This is a genomic window from Embleya scabrispora DSM 41855 (genome assembly GCF_000372745.1).
Taxonomy (GTDB): Bacteria; Actinomycetota; Actinomycetes; order Streptomycetales; family Streptomycetaceae; genus Embleya; species Embleya scabrispora.
This window is the reverse complement of the sequence record NZ_KB889689.1, coordinates 67,701-90,551: the sequence shown is the minus strand read 5'-3', so window position 1 is coordinate 90,551 and position 22,851 is coordinate 67,701. Positions and strand designations below refer to the sequence as shown.

The following is a 22,851-nucleotide window of genomic DNA, read 5'->3' as shown; positions in this document are numbered from 1 at the left end:
GCCTCGCGAGCCGGCGCCGAAGGCGCCCAACAAGCAGCAACGCCCCCGCCGCGACTCCGGCCACCCGCACCGCCCGCACCCCCGACCCCCGCCGCCCGTGCTCGCTTCCTCGCGACCCTCGTCTCGCCGCACCCCCGCCCCGGCCCAAGTGCACTCGTCACACCCGCGCCCCCGGCCCAAGTGCACCCGCACCCCCAACCCCCGCCGGCGCAGCCTGCGCACCCCGCCCCGCCCCCGCCGGCGCCACACCGCGCCCCCGTCACCCGCCCCGACTACCGCCGCGACTCAGCCTGCCTCAGCCACCCCCGCCCCGCACCCCGCCCCATCAGGCCCCGTACTCCACCACCGTGTCCGAGAGCACGATCGCGTCGTCGCGCTCGACGGCGGAGGTGTTGATCAGCAGCTTGCCGTCCTCTTCCCAGACCCGGATCCGCATGGTCTCGCCCGGGAAGAAGATGCCGGCGAACTTGGTGCGGTAGCGCTTGACCCGCGAAACGTCGCCGCCCAGCACGTTGTCCACGACCGCCTTCAGGGTCAGCCCGTACGAGCACAGGCCGTGCAGGATCGGGGTGTCGAAGCCGGCCGCCTTGGCGAAGTCCGGATCGGCGTGCAGCGGGTTCCAGTCGCCGGACAGGCGGTACAACAGCGCCTGGTCCGCACTCGTCGGCACGTCGATGGTGTGGTCGGCCGCCCGCTCGGGCACGTCGATCTTGGTCACCGGACCGCGCTCGCCACCGAAGCCGCCCTCGCCGCGCACGAAGATCTCGGCGCGGGAGTCGTACAGCTTGGTCCCGTCCTCGAGTTCGGCCGACGACTCCAGCACGATCACGGCGGCCTTGCCCTTGTCGTACACGTCCGCGACCCGGCTGGTCGCCTTGACGCCCTTGGCCTTGGCCGGGAGCGGGTTGTGCACGACGATCTCCTGGCCGCCGTGCAGCACCGCGCGCAGGTTGATGTCGATGCCGGGCAGCGCGGAGAGGCTGCCGCCGACCTTGGTGCCGGCCACGGTCGCGAAGGTCGGCAGCACGTGCAGGTTCTTCTCGTACGTGTAGCGCAGCTCGTCCGCGTCGGTGGCCGGGGTGCCCGCACCCAGGCCCAGGTGGTAGAGGATCACGTCCTTGTTCGACCAGGCGATCTCGCCCGTGCGGGGCTCGGCTCCGGTGGCCTTCGCGGCATCGATCGGCATGATGTCTCCTCTGCTGTGACTGCGACTCGGTACTACGACGACACCGCCGGCGACGGCGGCCCGTCAAAACTAGAACTCGTTCTTTTTACATGCAATGATCGGCCATTCGCCCGGCCGAAGCCAGGGCCACCCCACCCGGGAGCCGACAATGACCACCGCCGCAGCCCCCGAACCCGCAAGCACCATCGAACCCATCGAGGCCCTCGATCCGCCGGTATCGGCCGACGTGTTGCGCGAGTTGCGGCTGACCTGGACACCCCAACCGGAGCCGGACGGCGCCGGTCGCGCGGCGCGGCACCGGTTGGCCGAGGCGACCCGCCGCCTGATCGAGGCGGTGAAGTCGGTCGATCCCGAGGATGCCGAAAGCACGCTGGAAAGCGTAGCTGACGATGTATCAGATTTGGCCGATCGCATCGCTCTACTGGCCCGTGTGGGCGACGGCACACCGACCCCGCGCGATCTCGCGTTGCACGAACGCAGCCCACTCATCGGCGCCGCGAACCCGCTCGCGCCGCCGATGCGGATCACCGGCGACGGGCCGCTGGTGCGAGCGCATGCGACGTTCGGCGCCGCGTACGAGGGGCCGTACGGGCGCGTGCACGGCGGATATGTCGCGGCGGCCTTCGACGAGGTGATGGGCTGCGCGCAATCCGGCGCGGGCACGCTCGGAATGACCGGGTGGCTGACCGTGCGGATGCGCCGGGCGACGCCGCTGTACACCCGCATCGACTACGAGGCGGGCGTCACGCGCGTGGAAGGGCGCAAGGCGTGGGTCACCGCCCGCTCGTACGCGGATGGGGTGCTGGTAGCGGACGCCGAGGCGCTGTTCATCCGCCCGGCGCGGGCCTGACACGGCGTCAGGGACGCACGGTGGGTGCGTCCCTGACGTGGTGTCACTGCACCGGGTCGGCTCGGCCGATCGGTGCGTTCGCGGTCGCGACCGAAGGCGCCTTCGTGACTACTTGAGCGCGATCCGGTCGAAGAGGATCAGGCCGTCCTCGAACAGCGACAGGCCCTCGATCCTGGTGTTCTTGCCCTGGACCGCCGCCGCGAAGGACTTCTCGTAGGAGAAGAACGGGACGTCCTTGACGATCTCGGCCTGCACGCTCTGGTACGCGGCCTTGCGGACCGCCGGGTCGTCGGTGTTACGGGCCGCGTCGAGCGCCTTGTCCACGGTGGGGTTGTTCCACTTGGTGCGGTTCTCCGAGCCCTTGGAGTGGGTGAAGTTGTACAGCACCGGCTCCGGCTCGTCGAAGGTGATCACGAACTCCGAGGCCTGGAAGTCGTTGTTGATCAGCACCTTCTGGATGTAGGCCGCGCCTTCGAGGAACTCGGTCTTCATCGTGATGTTCTTCATGCCGCTGATCTGGGTGAGCCAGTACTCGGCCGTCATCCGCGCGCTCGCGCTGCTGTTGGTCGTGTAGGTGAAGCTCAGCGGCTTGCCCTCGGCGGCCAGTTCGTCGAGCAGCTTCTGCGCCTCGGCGCGGTTGTTGGTCGCGTACACCGCATCCGGGTTGGCGAACGGCGACGCGGGCTGGAACAGGCTCTTGAGCGTCTGGCCCGGCGAGCCCTGGATCGTCTGGTTGCGATCGTCCGGGTTCATGATCAACGCGAACGCGCGGCGGGCGCGCGGGTCGTTGAACGGCGGCTTGGACGTGTCGAACATGGTCATGAAGCCGCCGCTCTTGGGATCGAGCGTGACCGTCATGCCGTCCTTCTTGGCCTGCTCGGTCGACGGGAAGTGCGCCGTCGTCATCAACTGGGCCTGGCCCGAGGACAGCGCGGCCAAGCGCTGCTTCTGGTCCATCACCGGCTTGAAGATCAGTTCCTTGAGCGCGGGCTTGCCCTGGCCCCAGTACGAGCCGTTGCGCTCGAGCGTGAGCTGCGAGTCGCGCATCCACGTCTTGAGCTTGAACGGGCCCGCGCCGACCGGCTTTTGCGCGAACAGCTTGGGATCGGCCCGGATCGCCGTGGGCGATCCGATGAAGGCGAGGTTGTGGGCGACGACCAGGTCGAAGTGGGCATTCGGCGCGGGCAGCGTGACCTTGACGGTCTGCGCGTCGACCGCGTCGAACTTCATCCCCTTGACGGCGGTGAACTGTACCGACCTGTTCGCCGGGTCGGCGTGCCGTTCCCAGTTGAACTTGACCGCCTCGGCGTCGAGCGCGGTGCCGTCGGAGAACTTGACGTTGGGCCGGAGCTTGATCGTCCAGACCGAGTTGCCCTCGCCGGCGGTCGCGCTCTCGGCGATCTGCGGTTCCGCCTTGCCGGTCTTGGGGTTGATCCAGAAGAGCATGTCGAACACGGCCGCGGCCTGGTTTCCGCCGGTGAGGGAGGACACCGTGGTCATGATCGGGTCGATGCCCTTGGCCTCCTGCGTGATGAGCACCGTCATCGAGCCGGAGGCTCCGCTGCCGGAGTCGTCGCCGCCACCGCACGCGGTGGCGCCGAGCGTCAGGCCGACGAGGCCCGCCAGCACGCCGGAGCGGCGCAGCAGACGGGTTTTGAAGGGTGTGGAGTTCACGGTTCGCACGGGACGCTCCTGCGTTCGGGAAGCACAAGGCACGCCGTCCCGGGAGCGGGGTGGCGTCGTTTCCTTGATCCAGACGTGGATATACGGCCACGGTAAGGAGAAATCTGACGGTCCGTCAAATAACAATTCTGCACCGTCCGTGACGGTACCGCAGCCCCAATCCCCAAAATCCACCGACCGAAGTGACGCTCCGTCAGGTTTCTCTGACTCGACGACCCATGGCGCGGTATTCGCCGACTCCGACGGGCGCTCCCGAGGCCACATCGCGCAGAGTTGGGCCGAATCACGCGAGCCGAGGACGAATCACACGACAGGGCTCGGCCCACGACCGCAAACAGACCACGCCGCGCGGAAGCAGGGCGCAGGACGCACAGGGAGCACCTCGCGAGCGCGGCGGTCGCCGATCCACACTCGACGCGTGTCGCCGCCGGAGCCGGAGCCTGGACCGAGACCGGAGCCGAGACCGGGACCGGGACCGGGACCGGGACCGGGACCGGGACCGGGACCGGAGCCTGGACCGGCACACAAGCGCCAGGCACGATCCGGCGCGCAAAAGCCAGGATGCTCGAATCCGGGATGAGCACAGCTTCGGCGAGCGTGAGGTCGGGCCATGCCTCGGAACCGAGCGAGATGTCGCACAGCCTCGAGAGGCACCCGACCTCGAACCACCGACACGCCACGAAGCACCGAGCGAACGGACGTCCAAGGCACGGCCGTAGGTCGGCGGACCGCTTCGCAATCGATCGACGAAGTCCGCTTGCGCGTCGCCGATCAGCGGCCGGCAAGCTCCGTGAGGCAAGCCCATGAGGTCGGGCTGACGGCTATCACCGGAGAATCGGCAATCTTGCTGTCCCTCACTCCGACGGCGGTTTCCAGAACTGCGACCTCGACGCAGTTCTCTCCTCCACTGTGACTGCTGGTGATCCATCGCCCACGAGCATCCATGCCGTCTCCAGTTCCGCGAGCCTCTGCGCAACAAGCTGCATCGAGTCGTCCGCAGTAAGCGCTGCTGCCTGGAGCCGATCGTAGGCGAACGAGTACGCCGCGAGACATGCCGGCCGCGAAGTCCACGAAGCCCCGGTCAGTGCCTCGGTGTAGACGACTCGCCGGTCCCCGAGGTCGAACAGTGCGAACGGACCGGCCGTGCCGGGATGACCACCGGCGGCGAGAGGCACTACCCGGAGTTGCACGTGGGGCAGCGCGGAGACGGTGATCAGCAAGTGAGCGAGTTGGTCACGCAGGATCGCTTCGCCGCCGACGGGCCGATGCAAGACAGGCTCGTCGATGATGTACAACAGCGCCCGTGACCCATCGGGGTGCGCCGGCAATCGGGCCAGTCGCTCCGTCCGCCTACGTGCCCGCTCGATGACCTCGTCCTCGGGTAGCGCCGGCAGATACGCGCGGATCGCCGCAACCGCGTACTCGTACACCTGAAGAGGTCCAGGGATCAGACTGGATTCGTATGTGCGTGTGACCGCCGCCCGCTGTTCCACCCGGACGAGGCGATCGACACGAGCGCCGGATCCTTCGTTCGGGTCGGTGCGCCACCACCCGGACTGCTCGCCCTCGTGCAGGCCTTCGACAATGCCGACGACTTGGGCGCTCGCAATTTCCTCCTCGAAGCGACGTGAGCCGACCGGTGGCGAGAAACCAAGCATGGTCAGTGGCAGTCCGAACAGTGCCTCCAGCACCGTTTGGTAATCGCTCGACGGCCACGGTGGTTCTGCGCTCTCCCAGCGTCGGACCTGACGGACACTGACGCCGATGCGGAAGCCGCATTCGGCTGCCTTCTCCTCGAAGGCGTCGGCAAGTCGCTGCTGGGAGTGCCACCCACGCTGGTGTCGGGCAGAGACGAACGCCGGATTCCCCGGCTCGATCGAGCGCTTCACGACACCCCCAAGTTGGTCACCGAACACACGCTAACGACCTCGATCGACATATTTGGTCGATTCGCGAGTCTCCACCCGTGGCGGGTCGTGGCGGTATCTCCTGTCGCCGACGGATCAGGGGCGAAGCGCCTTGAGGGTCAGCGCCACCAGGCTGTCGGCGTACTCCTCCGTGAGCGGGCCGGAGCGCAGCAGCCAGCGCTGGTACAGGGGTGCGTAGAGCAGTTCGAGAGCCAGGTCCAGATCGACGTCGGCGGCGATCTGGCCGGCTCGTTGCGCGCTGCGCAGGCGTTCCTTCTTGGCCTCGTCGACGGGGGCGGCCATCTTCTCGTGGTAGAGCCTGGCGAGCTTGGGGTCGTTGATGATCTCGGCGTTGAGTGCGCGGACCGGGGCCTCGAAGGCGGGGTCGGCGAACTCGGCGACGGTCTCGCGCATCAGGTACTTCAGGTCCGTCTCGACGTCGCCCGTATCGGGCAGCACGATGCCCTCCCCCGGGTCGCTCAGCGCCAGGAACGCCTCGAAGACGACCTCGCCCTTGGAGCCCCACCAGCGGTAGATGGTCTGTTTGCCGACGCCCGCGCGCGCCGCGATGGCCTCGATCGTGAGCTTCGCGAAGCCGAGCTCGGAGACCAGTTCCCGGGCGGCGGTGAGGATCGCGCGGCGGGACTGTTCGCTGCGCCGGGACGGATTCGGCTTGGCGGCGGCACGGCCGCCGTCGGTATCGGCATCGGTATCGGCGCCCGAGCGGGAGTCGGTGCCGCCGTTCGTGTTGTCGATGGTCATGACCACATGCTAACCGACCGACGAGACGAACCGTCTCGTCTTGACATCCCCATCCCAAGGACGCATGCTCAATCAACCGAGCGAGACGAACCGTCTCGTCTCGGATAGTCCCGCTCGTCAAACTTTCGAGGACCGAACCAACCCACCCTTCGCACCATTCGCCGCCGCCACCGAAAAGCCCTCTACACCGCCGAAGCAAAGGAGCCCACGCTCATGACCACCGCCCCCGTTGCCACGACCGCAACCGCCACGAGCCACGCCGCCACCACCGAAACGACCTCCGCTGTCACCCACCCCACCCACCGCGAGCCCCGTGTCTGGTTCATCACCGGTGCGTCCCGGGGCCTGGGCCGAGCCTTCACCGAGGCCGCGCTCGCGGCGGGTGATCGGGTCGTCGGCGCGGCGCGGGATGTCGGGCCGCTCGCCGATCTGGCCGCCGAGCACGACGGCCGCTTCGTCCCGCTGTCCCTCGATGTGACCGACCGCGGCGCGGTGTTCCGCACCGTGGCCCGAGCCGTCGCCACCTTCGGTCGGCTCGACGTCGTGGTCAACAACGCGGGCGTCAGTCTGATCGGGATGGTCGAGGAGGTGACCGAGGCGCAGGCCCGAGCGCACTTGGACGTCAACTTCTTCGGCGCGCTGTGGGTGAGCCAGGCCGTGGTCCCCCACCTGCGCAAGCAGGGTTCGGGGCACATCCTCCAGATCGGTTCGATGGGCTCCGCCGTCGGCTTCGCGTCCACCGGTCTGTACAGCGCGGGCAAGGCCGCGCTCGACAACATGACGGGCGCCCTGGCCATGGAGGTGGCGGCCTTCGGCGTGCGGGTGACCCTGATCCAGCCCGGCGGCTACGAGACGGCGCTGTTCACCCACGGCCTGACGCTGACCACCGAGAACGAGGCGTACGCGCCGCTGCGCGCCGAACTGGCCGAGATGTGGGGCGAGTCGAAGGACGCCGACCCGGCCAAGGCGGCCGCCGTGCTGCTCCGACTCGTCGATCTTCCCGAGCCACCCCGCCGCATCATCCTGGGCGGTGCGGCCTACGACATGATCGCCGAGTTGGACCGGGCCCGGCGCGAGGAGTACGAGCGTTGGGAGAACATGAGCCGCGACGGCGACTGAGGCACCGCGGCACTGCGGCACTCGCGGCACTCGGCACCGCGGCACCCCGCAGCGCGGGGATGGATCCACTCATTCCGAATTGGCTCCTGACGGCAGGCCACTTCGCCAGTACCTTCGGCGGCATGGGTTCAGAACGACGCGGATTGCTCCTGGGCACGGCTGCCTATGTCATGTGGGGTCTCTTTCCGCTCTACTGGCCCCACGTCAAGCCGGCCGGCGCCGTGGAAATCCTGGCGCACCGGATGACCTGGTCCCTGCTGTGCATGGTCGTCCTGCTCGCCGCGCTCCGGCAGTGGTCCTGGATCCGCGAGATCCTGCGCGCCCCGGCCAAGCTGGCCACGGTCACATTGGCCGCCGTGATGATCTCGATCAACTGGGGCGCCTACATCTACGGCGTCAACCACGACCAGGTCGTGGAGACCTCGTTGGGCTACTTCATCACGCCGTTGGTGCTGATCGGCATCGGTGTCGTGGTGCTCGGCGAGCGGCTGCGGGCGATCCAGTGGACGGCCGTGGGTATGGGCGTCGCGGCGGTGGTGGTGCTGATCGTCGCCTACGGCCGAGTGCCCTGGATCGCGTTGACCCTGGCCGCGTCGTTCGCGACCTACGGCTACGTCAAGAAGCGCATGAACCTGCCCGCCACCCACTCGATGACGGCCGAGACGGCCGTGATGTTCCTGCCCGCGCTGGGCTACCTGACCTGGTTGGCCTGGACCGGCGAGGGCACGTTCGGGCACGAGGGCACGCCACAGGCGTTGATGTTGATGACGGCAGGGCTGATCACCGTCATCCCCATGCTGTGCTTCGCGGTCGCCGCGAACACGGTGCCGCTGAGCACGATCGGCATGCTGCAATACCTGGCCCCGATCATCCAGTTCGGGATCGGCGTCGCGGTCTACCACGAGCCGATGCCCGCGGCCCGGTGGGCGGGCTTCGCCCTGGTGTGGACGGCGCTGGCCGTGCTGACCTACGACGCGATCCGCCAGTCCCGCCGCAATCGGGTCGCCGTCCGCCCGTCCACGCGGGGGTCCGGGGCCACCGTCGCCTCCGCGCCCCGGGAGACCCCGGTCACCGCCGCGCCCGAACGAGAGGCCACCTCGTGAGCGTCGAACAATTGCGCCTGGCGGTCTATCGAGGCTTCGCCGACACCGGGCGGGCGCCGTCGGATCAGGAACTGGCCGCGATTCTGGGCGTCTCGGAACTCACCGTGCGCTCGGGGTTGTGGACCCTGCACGAACAGCGGCACATCGTGCTGCGCGATGAGGCGATCGTGATGGCGCATCCGTTCAGCGCGGTCCCGCTGGGCTTCTCGGTGATGGGTTCGCGCACGCTGTGGTGGGGCGGCTGCGCGTGGGACTCCTTCGCGATACCGCATCTGGTGGGCGAGGAGGTGCTGGTCGCGACCCGCTGCCCGGGCTGCGAGCGGGCCCTCGCCTGGAACGTGGGCACCGAACAACCGCCCAAGGGCGACGAGGTGGCGCACTTCCTGGTCCCGATCACCACACTGTGGGACGACGTGGTGCACGCGTGCGGCAACCAGCGGCTGTTCTGCGACGAGGGCTGCGTGGCCGGCTGGCTCGCCCGCACCGGCCAAAGGCGTGGCTACTTCCTCGACCTCACCACGCTGTGGCGCCTGGCCGAACACTGGTACGAGGGCCGCCTGCACCGAGGCTACGAACGCCGCGACCCGGCCACGGCGGCGGCCTACTTCGCCTCGGTGGGCCTCGAAGGCCGCTTCTGGGGTCTGTGAGAGGACGAGTGCCGGCAGGTCGCGCGGCCGGTCGCCGGTCGCCGTCGGGGCCCTCGGGAGGGGCCGGCAGCATGACCGCATGGACGTGTTGACCCACCTCGCCTCGTTCGCCCTGGTGGCCGGGCTGCTGACGATAATCCCCGGCCCGGATACCGCGATCGTGCTGCGGGCGGCGCTCGCGCGCGGGCCTCGACACGGGTTCGCCACCGCGTTCGGCATAGGCTCCGGGACCCTGGTCTGGGGTGCCGCCGCGGCGGCCGGCGTCTCGGCCGTGCTGACCACTTCCCGGCTCGCCTATACAAGTCTGCGGATCCTCGGCGCCTGTTACCTGCTGTGGCTCGCGTACGGACTGCTGCGCGCCGCGTGGGTGAACCGGTACACCGACGTCGAGGCCGCCCCGGTGGCCGGCACCAAGGCCGCTCCCGGATTGTGGTCCGCATGGGGACGCGGCGTGCTCACGTCGCTGACCAATCCCAAGGTCGGCGTCTTCTACATGGCGATGATCCCGCAGTTCGTGCCCTCGGGCGCTCCGCATCTCGCCTTCGGGATACTGCTCGCGCTCGTCCACGACATCGAGGGCATGTTGTGGTTCACGGCGATCATCCTCGGCGCGAACAGCCTGCGCACCAAGCTCCGCCGGCCCCGCTTCCGCCGCGCCCTCGACGCCTCGACCGGCACCGTCATGGCCGGCTTCGGCATCACCCTCGCCGCAACCGACGGCTGAGGCGCCGCCGAGATCCCGATCGACACGTCACCCCTCGCCGGGTCCCCGATCCAGCAGCGCCAGGACGTGTGCCCGGCCTCGGTCCGCGAAGGCCGTCTCCAGGATTTTGCGGTCGGCCTCGGTGAACGGACGGTACGGACCCTCCTTGGTGTCGCGCCACCACAGTTCGTCGGCGCCGGTGTACCAGCCCTGGCGGACCAGGACCCGGGTCAGGATCTTGTTCGTGCTGGTCTGCGGGAGCGCTGCGGCAATCCGGACGTAGCGCGGGTGCCATGCCCCGGACAGGTCCGATTGCGCCGCCAACCACTCGGCGAACCCGTCCGGTTCGAAGCGCGCGCCCTCACGCAGGACGAGGGCCGCCATCGCCTGGTCGCCCGCCGCCTCGTCGGCCACGCCGTACACCGTGGCGAGCGCGACGTCCGGATGCCGGGACAGGATCCGGGTCACCGGCGCCGCACCGAAGTTCTCCCCCGCGACGCGCAGCCATTCGCCGCTGCGGCCGGCGAAGAAGACCAGGCCGTCCTCGGTGCGGTAGGCCAGATCACCGCTCCAGTACCAGCCCTCGCGCATGCGCTGCGCGGTCGCCGCCGGGTTGTTGTAGTAGCCCTCGAAGGACCCCGCGCCGCCGATGTTGACCAGTTCGCCGACCGCGTCCTCGAGATTGGTCATCCGACCCTCGGCGTCGAAGGCCGCCGGCGGGCACTCCTCGCGCGTGTCCTGATTCAGGATCCGGATCTCGCCGTTCGGCCGGCCCAGCGCCCCCGGCGGCATGTCCGGGACCGGTACGAAGGACAGGCCGCCCTCGGTCGAGCCGAACCCGTCCCGCACCGTGCAGCCGAACCGCCGGGCGAAGCGCTCGACGTCCTGCGGTCCGCCCTCGTTGCCGAACACCCGGGTGAGCGGGTTGTCCGCGTCGTCCGCACGCTCGGGCGTGGCCAGGATGTACGACAGCGGCTTGCCCACGTAGTTGGCGTAGGTGACCTTGAACCGCCGCACGTCGGGCAGGAAGCCGGACGCGGAGAAGCGTCGGCGCAGCACCAGTTCGGCCCCGGCGGCGACCGCGGGCGCCCAGCACGTGACGATCGCGTTGGAGTGGAACAGCGGCATCGCGCAGTACGCGACGTCCGCGCCGGTGAGCCGTTCCATCGCCACCACGCTCGCACCCTGCACGGCGATCTTGCCCTGCGAGCAGATCACCGCCTTGGGGTGACCGGTCGTCCCGGAGGTGAGGATCAGCATGAAGGTGTCGTCGGCGCTCGGCCGCTCCACCGGCGGCTCGGCTCCCGCGTACGGCTCCAGCGCCGCCGCCCAGGACGCGTCGTCCACGCACAGCAGCCGGTCCGCCGGGAAGTCCGGCGCCGCGGCGCGCAACTGCTCCAGGTGCGTCGCGTCGGTGATCACCAGCGAGCAGTCCGTGTGATCGATGTCGCGGGCGAGTTCGGCGCCGACCCGAGTCGGGTTGAGCCCGACGATCACCGCGCCGGACAGCGCCGCGGCGCCCAGGAGCAGCGGAAACTCCGGGACGTTCTCCAGCATCACCCCGATGTGCCACGGCCGGCCCTCGACCCGCAGGGCGCGCAGCAGGGCCGCCCGCCGCGCCGACTCGGCGACCACCTCGGCCCAGGACCAGGCCAGGTCCTCGTGGCGGAGGCCGGGAGCGGGATCGGTGGCCCGCTCACGCAGCAGTACGTCCAGGGTGGTGCTCCAACGTCCCGACACGGCACGGCTCCTGACGGACAGACACACCTGCATGGCACGATCAAGCTTTCGCTGCGCAACCTAGCCCGGGTGCGCGCGGATCGGAAGACGGTCAAGATCGCAACCGGACCGTGAGTAGCCTCGCTTGCCCACACGTGACGCGTCGGACAGATTGAAGCCGTACGCATCGGGGGAGGCAGGCATGGACATGAGTATGGATTCGGGCATACCAGGCAGAATTCGCAGCGCGCTTTTTCTTGATTTCGACAATATTTACAGCGGGCTGCGCGAGACGGATCGGGCTTCGGCGGAGATTTTCGCCCGGAAGCCGTCCCAGTGGTTGGAGTGGTTGGAGAACGAGGCGATCGAGCGTGGCCTGCGCCGATCGCTGCTCGTGCGCAACTGTTACCTCAACCCGGTCATGCACGACCGTTACCGGGCCTTCTTCACGCGGTCGGCCTTTCGCGTGATCGACTGCCCGCCGCTGACGGGCCGGGGCAAGAACAGTGCGGACATCCACATGGTGATGGACGTACTCGACACGCTCCAGCACTCGACCCGGTTCGACGAGGTCATCATCATGAGCGCGGACGCGGACTTCACGCCCGTGCTGCTGCGGCTGCGCAGCCACGACCGGCGCACCATGGTGATCGCCAGCGGACCGGCCGCCCAGGCGTACGTCGCCGCGGGCGACGTGGTGATCAGCGACCAGGAGTTCATCGAGCGGGCGCTGCGCGACGAGATCGACGTCGCGCCGGCCGACGAGGGCGTGCGCGAGCAGGTGATGGCGCACGTGCGCGCGCAACTCGGCGGATCGGACGAGCCGATCGTGCTCGCGACGCTGGCCCACTCGGTGCTCCAGCAGGTCGGCCGCGAGCAGGTCACCCGCACCCGCTGGGGCGGCGCGGCCACCTTCTCGTCCCTGCTCGAACTGATGCTGGAGCAGGGCGCCGACGAGAAGCTGCTGATCAGCCGGGTCCCACCGGGTTACATCTACGACCGCACCCGACATCAGCCGCCCTCGGCCCGCCCCAACGGCCAGGGTCGGATGGACCACGTGCGCGAGCCGGTCCGCGACCTGATCGACCGGGTGGCCACGGTCACCGGGGCACCTCGGCTCTCCCCGGAGGAGTACCAGGTGCTCTTCGAGGAACTGCACGCCGAGGTCAGCGAGAACGGCTTCCAGGGCAACCAGACCTCGGGCGCGGTCCGCGACCGGTGCGCCGAACGTATGCAGACCATCGCCCGCAAGGCGATCGCGTTCGTGACCACCGGCCTGGTCTACTCCGGCTACTGGTCCTCCACCGCCCACCCGGTCGCCTCCGCCGACGACCTGGCCGGCGCGTTCCTACGCAACGTCGAGACCCTGTGCGCCAACGCCCGCCTGTACCTCAACGACACCGAACGCGCCCTGCTGGCCGAGTGGCTGCACGGCCCCGCCCCGCGCCTCACCCCGGACCTCACCACCGTCTCGGGCCCCGACAACGCATAACGAAACCGTGACGGGTGCGGCCCGCGTCGTACCCGTCACGAGGACTGCACCGCGGCGCGCGACTCGGTGAAGCACGGCGAGCCCACCTCGACCACGATCACCTCGGACGCCGGCCGCTCCGCGTCGACGGCTTCGGGAACGCCTCCACCCTGGCCTCGGCGAAGCCCACCGCGAGCCCGCGTACGCATCGTGCCCCGGGCGGCCCGACCCGGGCCGCCCGGGGCACTGCGGTCAGAACTGGCCGCGGCGGTACAGGCCCACGACGGCGGCGCCGCCGAGGCCGATGTTGTGGGTCAGGCCGACCTTGGCGTCGGCGACCTGGCGGGCCTGGGCCAGCCCGCGCAGTTGCCAGCTGATCTCGGCGGCCTGGGCCAGGCCGGTGGCGCCGAGCGGGTGGCCCTTGGAGATCAGGCCGCCGGACGGGTTGACCACCCAGCGACCGCCGTACGTGGTGGCGCCCTCGGCGACCAGCTTGCCGCCCTCGCCCTCGCCGCACATGCCCAACGCCTCGTAGGTGAGGATCTCGTTGATCGAGAAGCAGTCGTGCAGCTCGATCACGTCGACGTCCTCGATGCCCAGGCCGGACTGCTCGAAGACCTGCCGGCCGGCCGCGGCCGACATCGGCTTGCCGACCACGTCGATGCACGTCTTCGAGGCGAAGCTCTCCTCGGTGTCGGTGGTCATCGACTGCGCCACGATCTCGATCGCCTGGTCCTGCAGGCCGTGTTCGCGCACGAAGCGCTCGCTGACCACGAGCGCCGCGGCGGCGCCGTCCGAGGTGGGCGAGCACTGGAGCCGGGTCAGCGGGGCGTGGATCTCCTTGGCGCCGAGCACCTCTTCGAGCGAGTACTCGGCCTGGAACTGCGCGTACGGGTTGTTCACCGAGTGCCGGTGGTTCTTGACGCCCACGTGCGCGATCTGCTCGGCGGTGGTGCCGTAGCGGGCCATGTGCTCACGGGCCGCGTTGCCGAAGATCTGCGCGGTCGGCGGCGCGGTCATCGAGAACCCGTGCGCGTCGCCCATGATCTTGTAGTGCGCGGCGACCGGCGACGTGGAGAAGTCGCCCTCGCCGCCCCCGCCCAGCGAGCCGCGCTTCATCTTCTCGAAGCCGATCGCGAGCACACAGTCGTTCAGCCCGCCGGCGACGAACTGGCGGGCCATCATCAGCGCGGACGAGCCGGTCGCGCAGTTGTTGTTGACGTTGTAGACCGGCACCCCGGTCAGGCCCAGCTCGTACACGGCGCGCTGGCCGGCGGTGGACGCCTGGAAGCAGTAGCCGACCGGCGCCTGCTCGACCAGGTCGTAGCCGACGCCCGCGTCCGCCAGGGCCTTGTCGCCGGCCTCCTTGACCATGTCCCAGTACTGCCAGTCGCGGCTCTCCGGCTTCTCGAACTTGGTCATGCCGACGCCGACGATGTACGCCTTTTGTGCCATGTCGCGAACTCCCACTGAACGGATCCACTCGACGGATCCACGAACGGATCCACTGATCGGATGAGGAAGGAAAAAGGACTACTTCTCGGTGGGCTGCGGGTCCCTCGGCAGCCCGAGGATGCGTTCGCCGACCACATTGAGCTGGACCTGCGTGGTGCCGCCGGCGATGGTCAGGCAGCGGCTCATCAGGAACCCGAACGCGGCCTTTTGCCCGGCTCCCTCGTCCACCGCGCCCAGCGGGCCGAGCAGTTCGAGGGACAGCTCGGACTCGCGCTGCTGGTGCGGCGTGCCGACCAGCTTGCGCACCGAGGCACCGGCGCCCGGCTCCAGACCGGACAACCGGGCCAGCGTGGTGCGCAGTTCGATCAGCGCGAGCGAGGACGCCTCGGCCACCAGCGCACCCAGCCGTTCGCGGAAGCCGCCGTCCACGAACTCGCCCGCCGGACCGTTCACCGCCTCGACCAGGTTCGCGATGCCGGCGCCGAACGAGCTGCCCGCGCCCATGTGCACGCGCTCGTTGCCCAGCGTGTTGCGGGCCACCTGCCAGCCCTCGTCGACCTTGCCGACCACCATGTCGTCCGGGACGAAGAGGTCTTCGAGGAAGATCTCGTTGAACATCGCCAGGCCGCTGATCTCCTTGAGCGGCCGGATGTCCAGACCCGCCGCGGCCATGTCCACGATGAAGTACGTCAGGCCCTCGTGCTTGGGCTTGTCCGGCGAGGTGCGCGCGAGCAGGATGCCCCACTGCGACTCGCGGGCCCGCGAGGTCCACACCTTCTGGCCGTTGATCAGCCAGCCGCCCTCGGTCTTGGTCGCCCGGGTGCTGATCGCGGCCAGGTCCGAACCCGCACCCGGCTCGGAGAACAGCTGGCACCACTGGATCTCGCCGCGCAGCGTCGGCGGCGCGAACCGCTCCTGCTGGGCCGCGGTGCCATACGCGATCAGCGACGGGATCACCCAGTTGCCCATGGTGATGTCCGGCAGCCGCACGCCCAGCGCCTTCATCTCCTGCTGGATCACCAACTGCTCGACCGGCCCGGCGCCGATGCCGTACGGCTTGGGCAGGTACGGCGCGGCATAACCCAGCGGGGCCAACCGGGCGCGCTGCTCCGCGCCGGACTCGCCGGCCACCTCGGCCAGGATCGCCCGCGCGGTGTCGCGCAGGCTCTCCGCCTCCGCGGGCAGGTCCAGGACCAGGTCGCGGCGCGCCCCGGCGCTCGCCAGCTCGGTCACCCGCAGCCGCCAGAACGCGGCGGGTCCGGCGTACTGCCGCAGGGTCAGGCCCCGGCGCAGGTAGATGTGCGCGTCGTGCTCCCATGTGAAGCCGATCCCGCCGAGGATCTGCACGCAGTCCTTGGTGGTGGTGAAGGCCGCCTCGATCGCGTACGTCGCCGCGATCGCCGCGGTCAGCGACCGGGTCGGCGCGTCCGAGCCCGCGTCGATCGCGCGCGCCGCGTCCCAGGTGACCGCGCGCGACTGCTCGACCCGCACCAGCATGTCCGCACACAGATGCTTGATCGCCTGGAACTGACCGATCGGCCGGCCGAACTGCTCACGCACCTTGGCGTATTCGGTCGCCGTGCCGAGCGCCCACGCGGCCACTCCGCACGCCTCCGCGGACAACAGAACGGCCGCGAGGTCGCGGGCCAGGTCCTCGTCCACGCCGCCGAGCACGCGCCCGGCCGGGACCACGGTGTCCACCGTGACCTCGGCGCTGCGCCGGGTCGGGTCCACGCTCTTGAGCGCCCGCACCGCCACATCCGCGGCATCCACGACCACGTACGCCGGCGTGCCGTCGGCCCGGCGCGCGGCCAGTACCAGCACGTCGGCGAGCGCGCCGCCCAGGATCGGCGTGGCCACCCCGCTCACCCGCAGGCCGCCCGCCTCCTCGGCCGCCACCACGGTGCCCGGGTTCGACGCGACCGCGCCGATCAGGGAGCCGTCCACCAGGCCCGGCAGCAGTTCCTTGGCCGCGTCGCCGCCGTCCGCCTGGATCAGCGCCGAGGCCAGCACGGTGGGCAGGAACGGGCCGGGCAGCATGCCCTGGCCGGCCTGTTCCAGCGCCACGACGCTCTCCACCAGGCCGTAGCCCGCGCCACCGAACTCCTCCGCGACATGCATGCCGAGCAGTCCCTGCTCGGCGAGTCCGGCCCAGTGGCCGGGCCGTTCCTCGGTCTCCGCCTCCAGCACCCGGCGCACCTCCTGGATGGGTGCAACACGTTGCACCCATCCGCGTACCGATTCCGCCAGGGAGCGATGCTCCTCCGTGATGCCGATGGCCATATCGCGCCTTCCGTGACTCGGTCCAGTACTTGCGATAGTAGAACCCGTTTCAATTAATCGGGAGACCGAAGTCGGGTCGAGGGCTTGGATGTGGCCCCCGACACGGTGTCGCGAACGCGGCTGCGGCAGCATGGCGGCCCCGGGGTCGCACCGACCCGGTGCGCCGGGCGCCGTCCGGCGGCCCGCCGGGATCCGCCGGGCAGGGCCGGGCCCGGCCCCGATCAAGGAGAACCCCAGGATGAGCACCATCGACCCAGCCGTGCGGGCCGCGTTCGAGACCGCCACCGGATTCATGCCCGCGAACGAGGGTGACGCGCTGTACGCGGCGGCGACCGAGGCCGCCAAGGTCGGCCCGCTGGTCGAACTCGGTACCTACTGCGGGCGCTCGACGATCCTGCTCGCCGCGGTCGCCCGGGACGCCGGCACCGTGGTGGTCACCCTCGACCATCACCGGGGCTCCGAGGAGCAGCAGCCCGGCTGGGAGTACCACGACCCGACCCTGGTCGACCCCGAGGTCGGCGTGATGGACACCCTGCCGCGCTTTCGGCGCACGCTGTACCGAAGCGGCCTGGAGCCGTACGTGGTGGCCCTGGTCGGACACAGCCGGGTGATCGCGCCGCTGTGGAACACCCCGGTGGGCCTGGTGTTCATCGACGGCGGGCACACCGACGAGCACGCGCAGGGCGACTACGAGGGCTGGGCGCCACACGTGGCGGTCGGCGGACTGCTGCTGATCCACGACGTGTTCCCGGATCCGGCCGACGGCGGCCAGGCGCCGTACCGGGTCTACCTGCGCGCGCTGGCGTCCGGCGCCTTCGAGGAGCTGCCCGGCGACGGGTCGTTGCGGGTGCTGCGGCGGATCGCGCCCGGCATCTGAGCGATCCGCGGTCGAGCGGTCGAGCGGTCGCGCCGCCGCGTCGATCATGCGGTGGCACATCCGGTCAAGATCGATTCGAGCCTGATTCGATTCCCGAAAGCAATCGGATCCGGTCCCGCGCGGGTCCCGTTTGCTGGGACAATGCCGATCCGGGAAGGACGCGGGGGGATCTTGATGTCCGATCAACACCAGCACGACGACCGGCCCGGTGAACCGGCGGCGGAGGGCGAACAATTCGAGACCGTCTGGGACCGGGCGGCCAACGGCGGCGTGGGCGGCTGGGTGCGCCGCCGGGTGACCGCGGCGCCGACCGCGGTGAATCCGGACGTGCCGCCGCGCCCGCACCACCAGCCGACCGCACACCTTCCGGCCGCCGGCCCGCCACGACCCGCCGGGCAGCCGCAGCCGACCGGGCCGCCTCGGCCGCCCGCGGAGCAGGACACGGTGGACAACCCGGCCGCCCGAGGTCTGCCCGCCGGCCCGCCGCCGCCGGCGTGGCCGGTTCCCGCTCCACCGCCGCTGCCCCGCCCGGCCGTGCCGCCGGGCGAGTCGGCGCCGCCCGCCGACTGGTTCCAGCACGAGCGCGGCCCCTCGCCGCTGCCCCCGGGCGGCACCTTCGCCGACGCGGCGCACACGCCCGTGCACGGCTACGGCATGCCCCCGGCGCGCGACGTGCCCGCCGCGCCGGACTGGTATCGCGGCGCCACCCCACCGCCGCCCGGCCCGCTCTCGCCGGCCCCGCCCGGCCCCTCGTTCGAACGCACGCTGCTGTTCATCGTGGTCGCCGTGGTGTTCGTCGCCGCATTGGGCACACTGTTCGCGCTGCGGCCGTGGGAGGACGACAAGACGACACCGGCCGCGCACGGGTCGGAGAGCGCCGGACAGTCCTCGGCCGGCTCGCCCACGCCCTCCGGCACCGGCTCGGGCGGGCAGTCGGGACTGCCCCCGGCCACGCCCCCGTCGCAGGGCTCGGCGGTGACCACGCCGCCGCCGACCACCGCCGCGCCGGACGCCCGGGCCCAGGCCACCGCGCTGGACTCGCTGATCTCGCGCAGCGGTTCGTCCCGGCAATCGGTGATCGACGCGGTGAACAACGTCGGCTCCTGTTCGTCGCTGGCCGCGTCCCGCTCCGCATTGCTCGACGCCGCCGCACAACGCGATCAACTGGTCACCCAGTTGGACGCGATGCGCTTCGACGGCGTCCCCGAACTGCAATCCGCCGCGCCGACGTTGCGCACCGCCTGGACCGCCTCGGCCCGCGCCGACCGGGCCTTCGCCGCATGGGCCCAGTCGGCCGCCGACTCGGGCTGTCCGGGCACCCGGTCGCTGTACGACGACGGCGCCACGATCAGCGCCGAGGCGTCGAGCGCGAAGAAGTCGTTCGTCGACACCTGGAACACCGTCGCGTCGCGCTACGGCCTCACGTCCAGGAGCGAACTTGACCTCTGACCGCCGCGACGACCGCGGCCGTCCCGACGACGCCCGCGACGCGGACCCCCGCTCCGGAGCCGGCTTCTTCGGCCACCCCGCCTCGCACGAGGCCCGGTCGGAGGCCGCGCGCGACCGGTTGCGCCGGCGCCGCCGGGTCACCCTGACCGTGCTCGCGCTCGCGCTCGCCGCCACCGGCATCACCACGATCGCGGTGGCCTGGCCAAACGGACACGACGCCGGCCGCACCGGCGCCGCGCATGCGCCGGCGAGCCCGGCGACCACCGCCGCGCCGGGCACCGGGCCCGACTCCGGGGCGGCCGGCCGGGCGCCGGTGCCGGCGCCGACCACCCCGCCGGATGGGCAGCAGCCGTCCACCGCACCGACGATCGCCGCGCCCACCACCTCGGCCGGCCCGCCCCCACCGCGCGCCGGCACCACCGGGCTTCCGCTGTCCGGTCGTGTGGTGATGATCGATCCGGGCCACAATCCGGGCAACGGGAGCCACTCCCGCGAGATCAACAAGCAGGTGTACGCGGGCGGGTTGACCAAGGAGTGCGACACCACCGGCACCGAAACCGACAAGGGCTACACCGAGGCCGAGTTCACCCTCGACGTGGCGCACCGGGCCAAGCGCCTCCTGGAGGCCCAGGGCGCGACGGTGCTCTACACGTGGGAGACCGAGGCGTGGGGTCCGTGCGTGAACGAGCGGGCGGCGCGCGGCAACGCGGCCGAGGCGGACGCGATCGTGTCCATCCACGCGGACGGCGGACCGGCGAGCGGGCGCGGCTTCCACGTCATCCTGCCCGCCTCGGTCAAGGACAAGAACGTCGACACCACACCGATCCTGGCTCCCTCGCGTGCCCTGGGCAGCACGCTGGCCGCCGCCTTCCGGGCGGCCACCGGCACCAGCCCGGCGACCTACCTCGGCACCCAGGACGGTCTGGTCACCCGCACCGACCTCGGCGGGTTGAACCTGTCCACCCGACCCAAGGTGTTCATCGAATGCGGCAACATGCGCAACGCCACGGACGCCGCGCAGTTCACCGACCCGAACTGGCGCGAACGCGCCGCGTCCGGGATCGCGACGGGGATCACGGCCTATCTCCTGAAGGGGACGTGAGCCGCGGGTCGGCCGTCCCCTAGGGTCTTTCCGACCGTCCTCGTCGCGCACGCGCCGGTGACGGTCCCCGGTTCGCGGCGTCCACGCGCGCCATGCACCACCGGACGGTTCCGGGTCGGGCCACCGATCGCCGTGAGCCGCACGATCGGGCCCGGCGCGAGCCGTCCACGCACCGCACGTCGTCCGGCGCGCCCCGTGCCGTCGACGTCACGTCCCCTCCGTACCTGTTAAGGAGAAACGTTGAACCGGAAAGGGATCACGAGGGGCGATGCGATCGTCATTCTCGCGATCGTCCTGATCTTCATCTTCTCGTTCTTCAAATACTACGAAGTCAGCGCGGCCTTCGACCGCAGCAGTGGCAGCGACGACAGTGACAACCCGTTCGGCAGCGACCGCAGCCGGACGAAGGGCTGGAACGCCTGGACGGTCAACTTCTACCCGTTGATGCCAGCCGTGGTGCTGGTGCCGCTGCTGGCCGCACTGCTCCTGGTGATCGGCCGCTTCGTGGCTCAGCCGGACAGGCAGGTGCTCGGTCTGGCACCGCGTCAGTGGGCGATCGCGTTCAGTGTCACCGGCGCGATCAGCGGCTTCTTCGCCCCGTTCGGGGTGGGCGGCGTGATCGGCGAGATCTTCGAGGATTCGGACTCGGTCGACGCGGGACCCACCGTCTTCGCGTGGCTGATGATGGTGGCCGGGCTCATCGCGGCGCTCTTTTTGATCATCGGGGATCGCATCCCCAGCCTGGCCGCGCCGCTGTTCAGCCCGGTCCCGCAGCAGCCCTGGGGCTACCCGCCGCCGAACGGTACGGGCGGCTACCCGGTCCCGGTCGACCCGAGCACCGGCTACCCGCTGCCGAACGCCACCGGCGCCTACCCGCCGCCCGCCTACCCGGTCCCGGGCGCCGGTACCGGCACCGGCGCACCGATGGCCGGCGTGCCGGCCCACATGCCGCCGCCGGACGTCACCGGTGCGGGTGCCGGCACCGGTTCCGGCGCCGCACCGGTCGCCGGCGGGCAGCCGGCCCCGGCCACACAGGAGTTCGCGCAGTACTGGTTCGCCGTTCCGGAGGCCCGGCCGCTGGCGCCCACCGAGGGCCTGTCCAAGGAGCCGGTGGCCACACTGCAGACCGGCCAGTGGTACCTCGCGGTCGCCCCGCACCCGGGTGGTGTCCTGGTCGAGGTGGACGGCGTTCGAGGGGTCCTGAGCGACGTCTCCGGGATTCAGCGCGGAGAATGACGGTACGTCAGGCTCCGGTGCCGGTGCGGGCGACCGCACCGGCACCGGACCGGATCCAGCAGGCGCACGGCAATTTCGAGCAGTACGAAAGCCCCGTCAGGGAGGAGCACGATGCCACGCAAAGGCGTCACCCGAGGTGATCTGATCGTCGCGACAGCGGCGATCGGAGTTCTGGTCTTCTCGTTTCTCCCCTGGTACACGGTGACCGCCAAGGGCAAACAGGTCGTCGAGGGAAGCAAGGACTATTCGGCGTGGATCGGTGACTTCTCGCCGCTGGCGCCCGCCGTCGTGCTGCTGTCCTCGATCTCGCTGGTGTTGCTGCTGATCGGCCGGTACACCTTCCGGTCCGGATCGCCGCAGCCGACCGAGATCCAGTTCTGCGGCCTCGCCCTTCGGCAGTGGGGCATCGCGCTGGGTGTCGCGGCGGCGTGGAGCGCGGTGTGGGCCGTGTTCGGCGCGGACGGCGGCTACGAGAAGCTGGCGCGCTTCGCCGAGGACTACGCCCGCACCAACGGCGACACACAGGCGACCGTGGAGGCCGGACACGGCTGGGGCGCGTGGGGGTTGGCGGGCTTCGCCGTGCTCCAGGCGCTGCTGCTGCTGACGGTCGACCGGATCGGCGGGCTCAACGCCCCGCTGGTGCGCCCGCGCGAGAACAACTGGCAGGGCTACCCCGGTGGTGGCTTCCCGGGTGCTCCCGGCGGATACCCGCCCGGCCCGCCCGGCACCGGTGGCTTCCCGATCCCGCCGCCCGTCGCACCGCCGGTCTACGGGCCGTCGGGCAACACTCCCCCGCCGCAGACGCCGCCGATGCAGCCGCCCGCGGTCCAGCCGCCGGTGCTGCTGTTCAAGCAGGACGACGCCCCGGAGCCGGCCGCACCCGACCGGGAGCCGGCCCCCGCGGCATTGGACGCGCGGACCACGGCATCGGAATCCGGCGACCCGGGCACCTTCGAGCAGTACTGGCTGGCCGTGCCCGAACCGAGGCCGCTGCACCCGCTGGAGCACTCCGGCGACGCGGTGGCCACCCTGCACCCCGGTGTGTGGTATCTCGCGGTGGGTGTTCGAGACGGCGGCATCGTCATCGATATCGACGGCCTACAGGGCGTGTTGGCTGATCTGACGGGTATTCAGCGGGGCGAATAGACATCTTCGAAAAAATGCCCCCATACGGCGCGTCGCGTGGGGTCGGGGTACAGATCGTTCCCTCGTCTGGCACAGTGTCCCCGGACCAATGCACCGAGGACGCGCGGGGGCGACGTCGGTGGCACGACTTGGGTCGCCCCCGTACGCTGTCGG

The 22,851-nt window shown here is 70.6% G+C and carries 19 protein-coding genes; 11 read left to right on the top strand and 8 right to left on the bottom strand.

Translation table 11 applies throughout. The annotated features are described in order from the left end of the window. Nucleotides 1-325 precede the first annotated feature (325 nt). Nucleotides 326-1,186: a MaoC/PaaZ C-terminal domain-containing protein gene (locus A3IC_RS0134840; RefSeq protein WP_020554710.1), complete on the bottom strand. Its 861-nt coding sequence runs from the start codon at nucleotides 1,184-1,186 to the stop codon at nucleotides 326-328. A gap of 148 nt (nucleotides 1,187-1,334) precedes the next feature. Between A3IC_RS0134840 and A3IC_RS58265 the strand changes: the two genes are divergently transcribed. Further along, nucleotides 1,335-2,036, top strand: coding sequence for a PaaI family thioesterase (locus A3IC_RS58265; protein WP_020554709.1), 702 nt, complete (start codon nucleotides 1,335-1,337; stop codon nucleotides 2,034-2,036). 108 nt (nucleotides 2,037-2,144) lie between these two features. Here A3IC_RS58265 and A3IC_RS0134830 read toward each other — a convergent pair whose 3' ends face one another. The 4 genes from A3IC_RS0134830 to A3IC_RS0134820 form a co-directional block, all read right to left on the bottom strand. Beyond that, nucleotides 2,145-3,710 (bottom strand): ABC transporter substrate-binding protein, encoded by a 1,566-nt coding sequence (locus tag A3IC_RS0134830; protein WP_245599755.1) that lies wholly within the window; start codon nucleotides 3,708-3,710, stop codon nucleotides 2,145-2,147. 780 nt (nucleotides 3,711-4,490) lie between these two features. Then, the gene (locus tag A3IC_RS71585; RefSeq protein ID WP_245599756.1) at nucleotides 4,491-4,595 is read right to left on the bottom strand and encodes a DUF397 domain-containing protein; all 105 of its coding nucleotides are present in this window, start codon (nucleotides 4,593-4,595) and stop codon (nucleotides 4,491-4,493) included. After that, nucleotides 4,574-5,608: a helix-turn-helix domain-containing protein gene (locus tag A3IC_RS71580; RefSeq protein WP_245599754.1), complete on the bottom strand. Its 1,035-nt coding sequence runs from the start codon at nucleotides 5,606-5,608 to the stop codon at nucleotides 4,574-4,576. Before A3IC_RS71580 ends, A3IC_RS71585 begins: the two co-directional genes overlap by 22 nt. 114 nt (nucleotides 5,609-5,722) lie before the next feature. Then, nucleotides 5,723-6,388: a TetR/AcrR family transcriptional regulator gene (locus tag A3IC_RS0134820; RefSeq protein ID WP_020554707.1), complete on the bottom strand. Its 666-nt coding sequence runs from the start codon at nucleotides 6,386-6,388 to the stop codon at nucleotides 5,723-5,725. A 213-nt stretch (nucleotides 6,389-6,601) separates the two neighbouring features. Between A3IC_RS0134820 and A3IC_RS0134815 the strand changes: the two genes are divergently transcribed. The 4 genes from A3IC_RS0134815 (at nucleotide 6,602) to A3IC_RS0134800 (ending at nucleotide 9,981) form a co-directional block, all read left to right on the top strand. After that, entirely contained in the window at nucleotides 6,602-7,507 is a 906-nt protein-coding gene (locus A3IC_RS0134815; protein ID WP_020554706.1) for an SDR family NAD(P)-dependent oxidoreductase, read from the top strand. A gap of 122 nt (nucleotides 7,508-7,629) precedes the next feature. Further along, the gene (gene rarD, locus A3IC_RS0134810) at nucleotides 7,630-8,610 is read left to right on the top strand and encodes an EamA family transporter RarD (RefSeq protein WP_052173952.1); all 981 of its coding nucleotides are present in this window, start codon (nucleotides 7,630-7,632) and stop codon (nucleotides 8,608-8,610) included. Then, nucleotides 8,607-9,257: an organomercurial lyase gene (gene merB, locus A3IC_RS0134805; protein WP_020554704.1), complete on the top strand. Its 651-nt coding sequence runs from the start codon at nucleotides 8,607-8,609 to the stop codon at nucleotides 9,255-9,257. The genes rarD and merB overlap by 4 nt, the downstream gene beginning before the upstream one ends. Before the next feature lie 79 nt (nucleotides 9,258-9,336). Further along, nucleotides 9,337-9,981 carry a LysE family translocator gene (locus A3IC_RS0134800; RefSeq protein ID WP_020554703.1) on the top strand — a complete coding sequence of 215 codons (645 nt, stop codon included), beginning with the start codon at nucleotides 9,337-9,339 and terminating at the stop codon, nucleotides 9,979-9,981. A gap of 27 nt (nucleotides 9,982-10,008) precedes the next feature. Here A3IC_RS0134800 and A3IC_RS0134795 read toward each other — a convergent pair whose 3' ends face one another. After that, a complete protein-coding gene (locus tag A3IC_RS0134795) occupies nucleotides 10,009-11,700 on the bottom strand; it encodes a long-chain-fatty-acid--CoA ligase (RefSeq protein WP_026219090.1) in 1,692 nt (563 codons plus the stop codon). Between the two features lie 181 nt (nucleotides 11,701-11,881). Between A3IC_RS0134795 and A3IC_RS63050 the strand changes: the two genes are divergently transcribed. Next, the gene (locus tag A3IC_RS63050) at nucleotides 11,882-13,171 is read left to right on the top strand and encodes an NYN domain-containing protein (RefSeq protein WP_079026865.1); all 1,290 of its coding nucleotides are present in this window, start codon (nucleotides 11,882-11,884) and stop codon (nucleotides 13,169-13,171) included. Nucleotides 13,172-13,402: 231 nt separating this feature from the next. On the opposite strand, the gene A3IC_RS0134785 is transcribed toward A3IC_RS63050, so the two are convergent. Together A3IC_RS0134785 and A3IC_RS0134780 are read right to left on the bottom strand one after the other, a co-directional pair. Continuing rightward, nucleotides 13,403-14,605, bottom strand: a complete 1,203-nt coding sequence (locus A3IC_RS0134785; protein WP_020554699.1) for a lipid-transfer protein — start codon at nucleotides 14,603-14,605, stop codon at nucleotides 13,403-13,405. 78 nt (nucleotides 14,606-14,683) lie between these two features. Next, the gene (locus A3IC_RS0134780) at nucleotides 14,684-16,888 is read right to left on the bottom strand and encodes an acyl-CoA dehydrogenase family protein (RefSeq protein ID WP_020554698.1); all 2,205 of its coding nucleotides are present in this window, start codon (nucleotides 16,886-16,888) and stop codon (nucleotides 14,684-14,686) included. Between the two features lie 238 nt (nucleotides 16,889-17,126). Here A3IC_RS0134780 and A3IC_RS0134775 point away from each other — a divergent pair, with 238 nt between their 5' ends. The 5 genes from A3IC_RS0134775 (at nucleotide 17,127) to A3IC_RS0134755 (ending at nucleotide 22,698) form a co-directional block, all read left to right on the top strand. Then, nucleotides 17,127-17,765: a class I SAM-dependent methyltransferase gene (locus A3IC_RS0134775; protein ID WP_020554697.1), complete on the top strand. Its 639-nt coding sequence runs from the start codon at nucleotides 17,127-17,129 to the stop codon at nucleotides 17,763-17,765. A 174-nt stretch (nucleotides 17,766-17,939) separates the two neighbouring features. Continuing rightward, the gene (locus tag A3IC_RS0134770) at nucleotides 17,940-19,214 is read left to right on the top strand and encodes a hypothetical protein (RefSeq protein ID WP_026219089.1); all 1,275 of its coding nucleotides are present in this window, start codon (nucleotides 17,940-17,942) and stop codon (nucleotides 19,212-19,214) included. Next, the gene (locus A3IC_RS71575; RefSeq protein ID WP_020554695.1) at nucleotides 19,204-20,316 is read left to right on the top strand and encodes an N-acetylmuramoyl-L-alanine amidase; all 1,113 of its coding nucleotides are present in this window, start codon (nucleotides 19,204-19,206) and stop codon (nucleotides 20,314-20,316) included. The genes A3IC_RS0134770 and A3IC_RS71575 overlap by 11 nt, the downstream gene beginning before the upstream one ends. A 240-nt stretch (nucleotides 20,317-20,556) precedes the next feature. Continuing rightward, nucleotides 20,557-21,552 (top strand): hypothetical protein, encoded by a 996-nt coding sequence (locus A3IC_RS0134760; RefSeq protein WP_020554694.1) that lies wholly within the window; start codon nucleotides 20,557-20,559, stop codon nucleotides 21,550-21,552. 111 nt (nucleotides 21,553-21,663) lie between these two features. Continuing rightward, a complete protein-coding gene (locus A3IC_RS0134755) occupies nucleotides 21,664-22,698 on the top strand; it encodes a hypothetical protein (RefSeq protein ID WP_020554693.1) in 1,035 nt (344 codons plus the stop codon). Nucleotides 22,699-22,851: the final 153 nt, after the last annotated feature.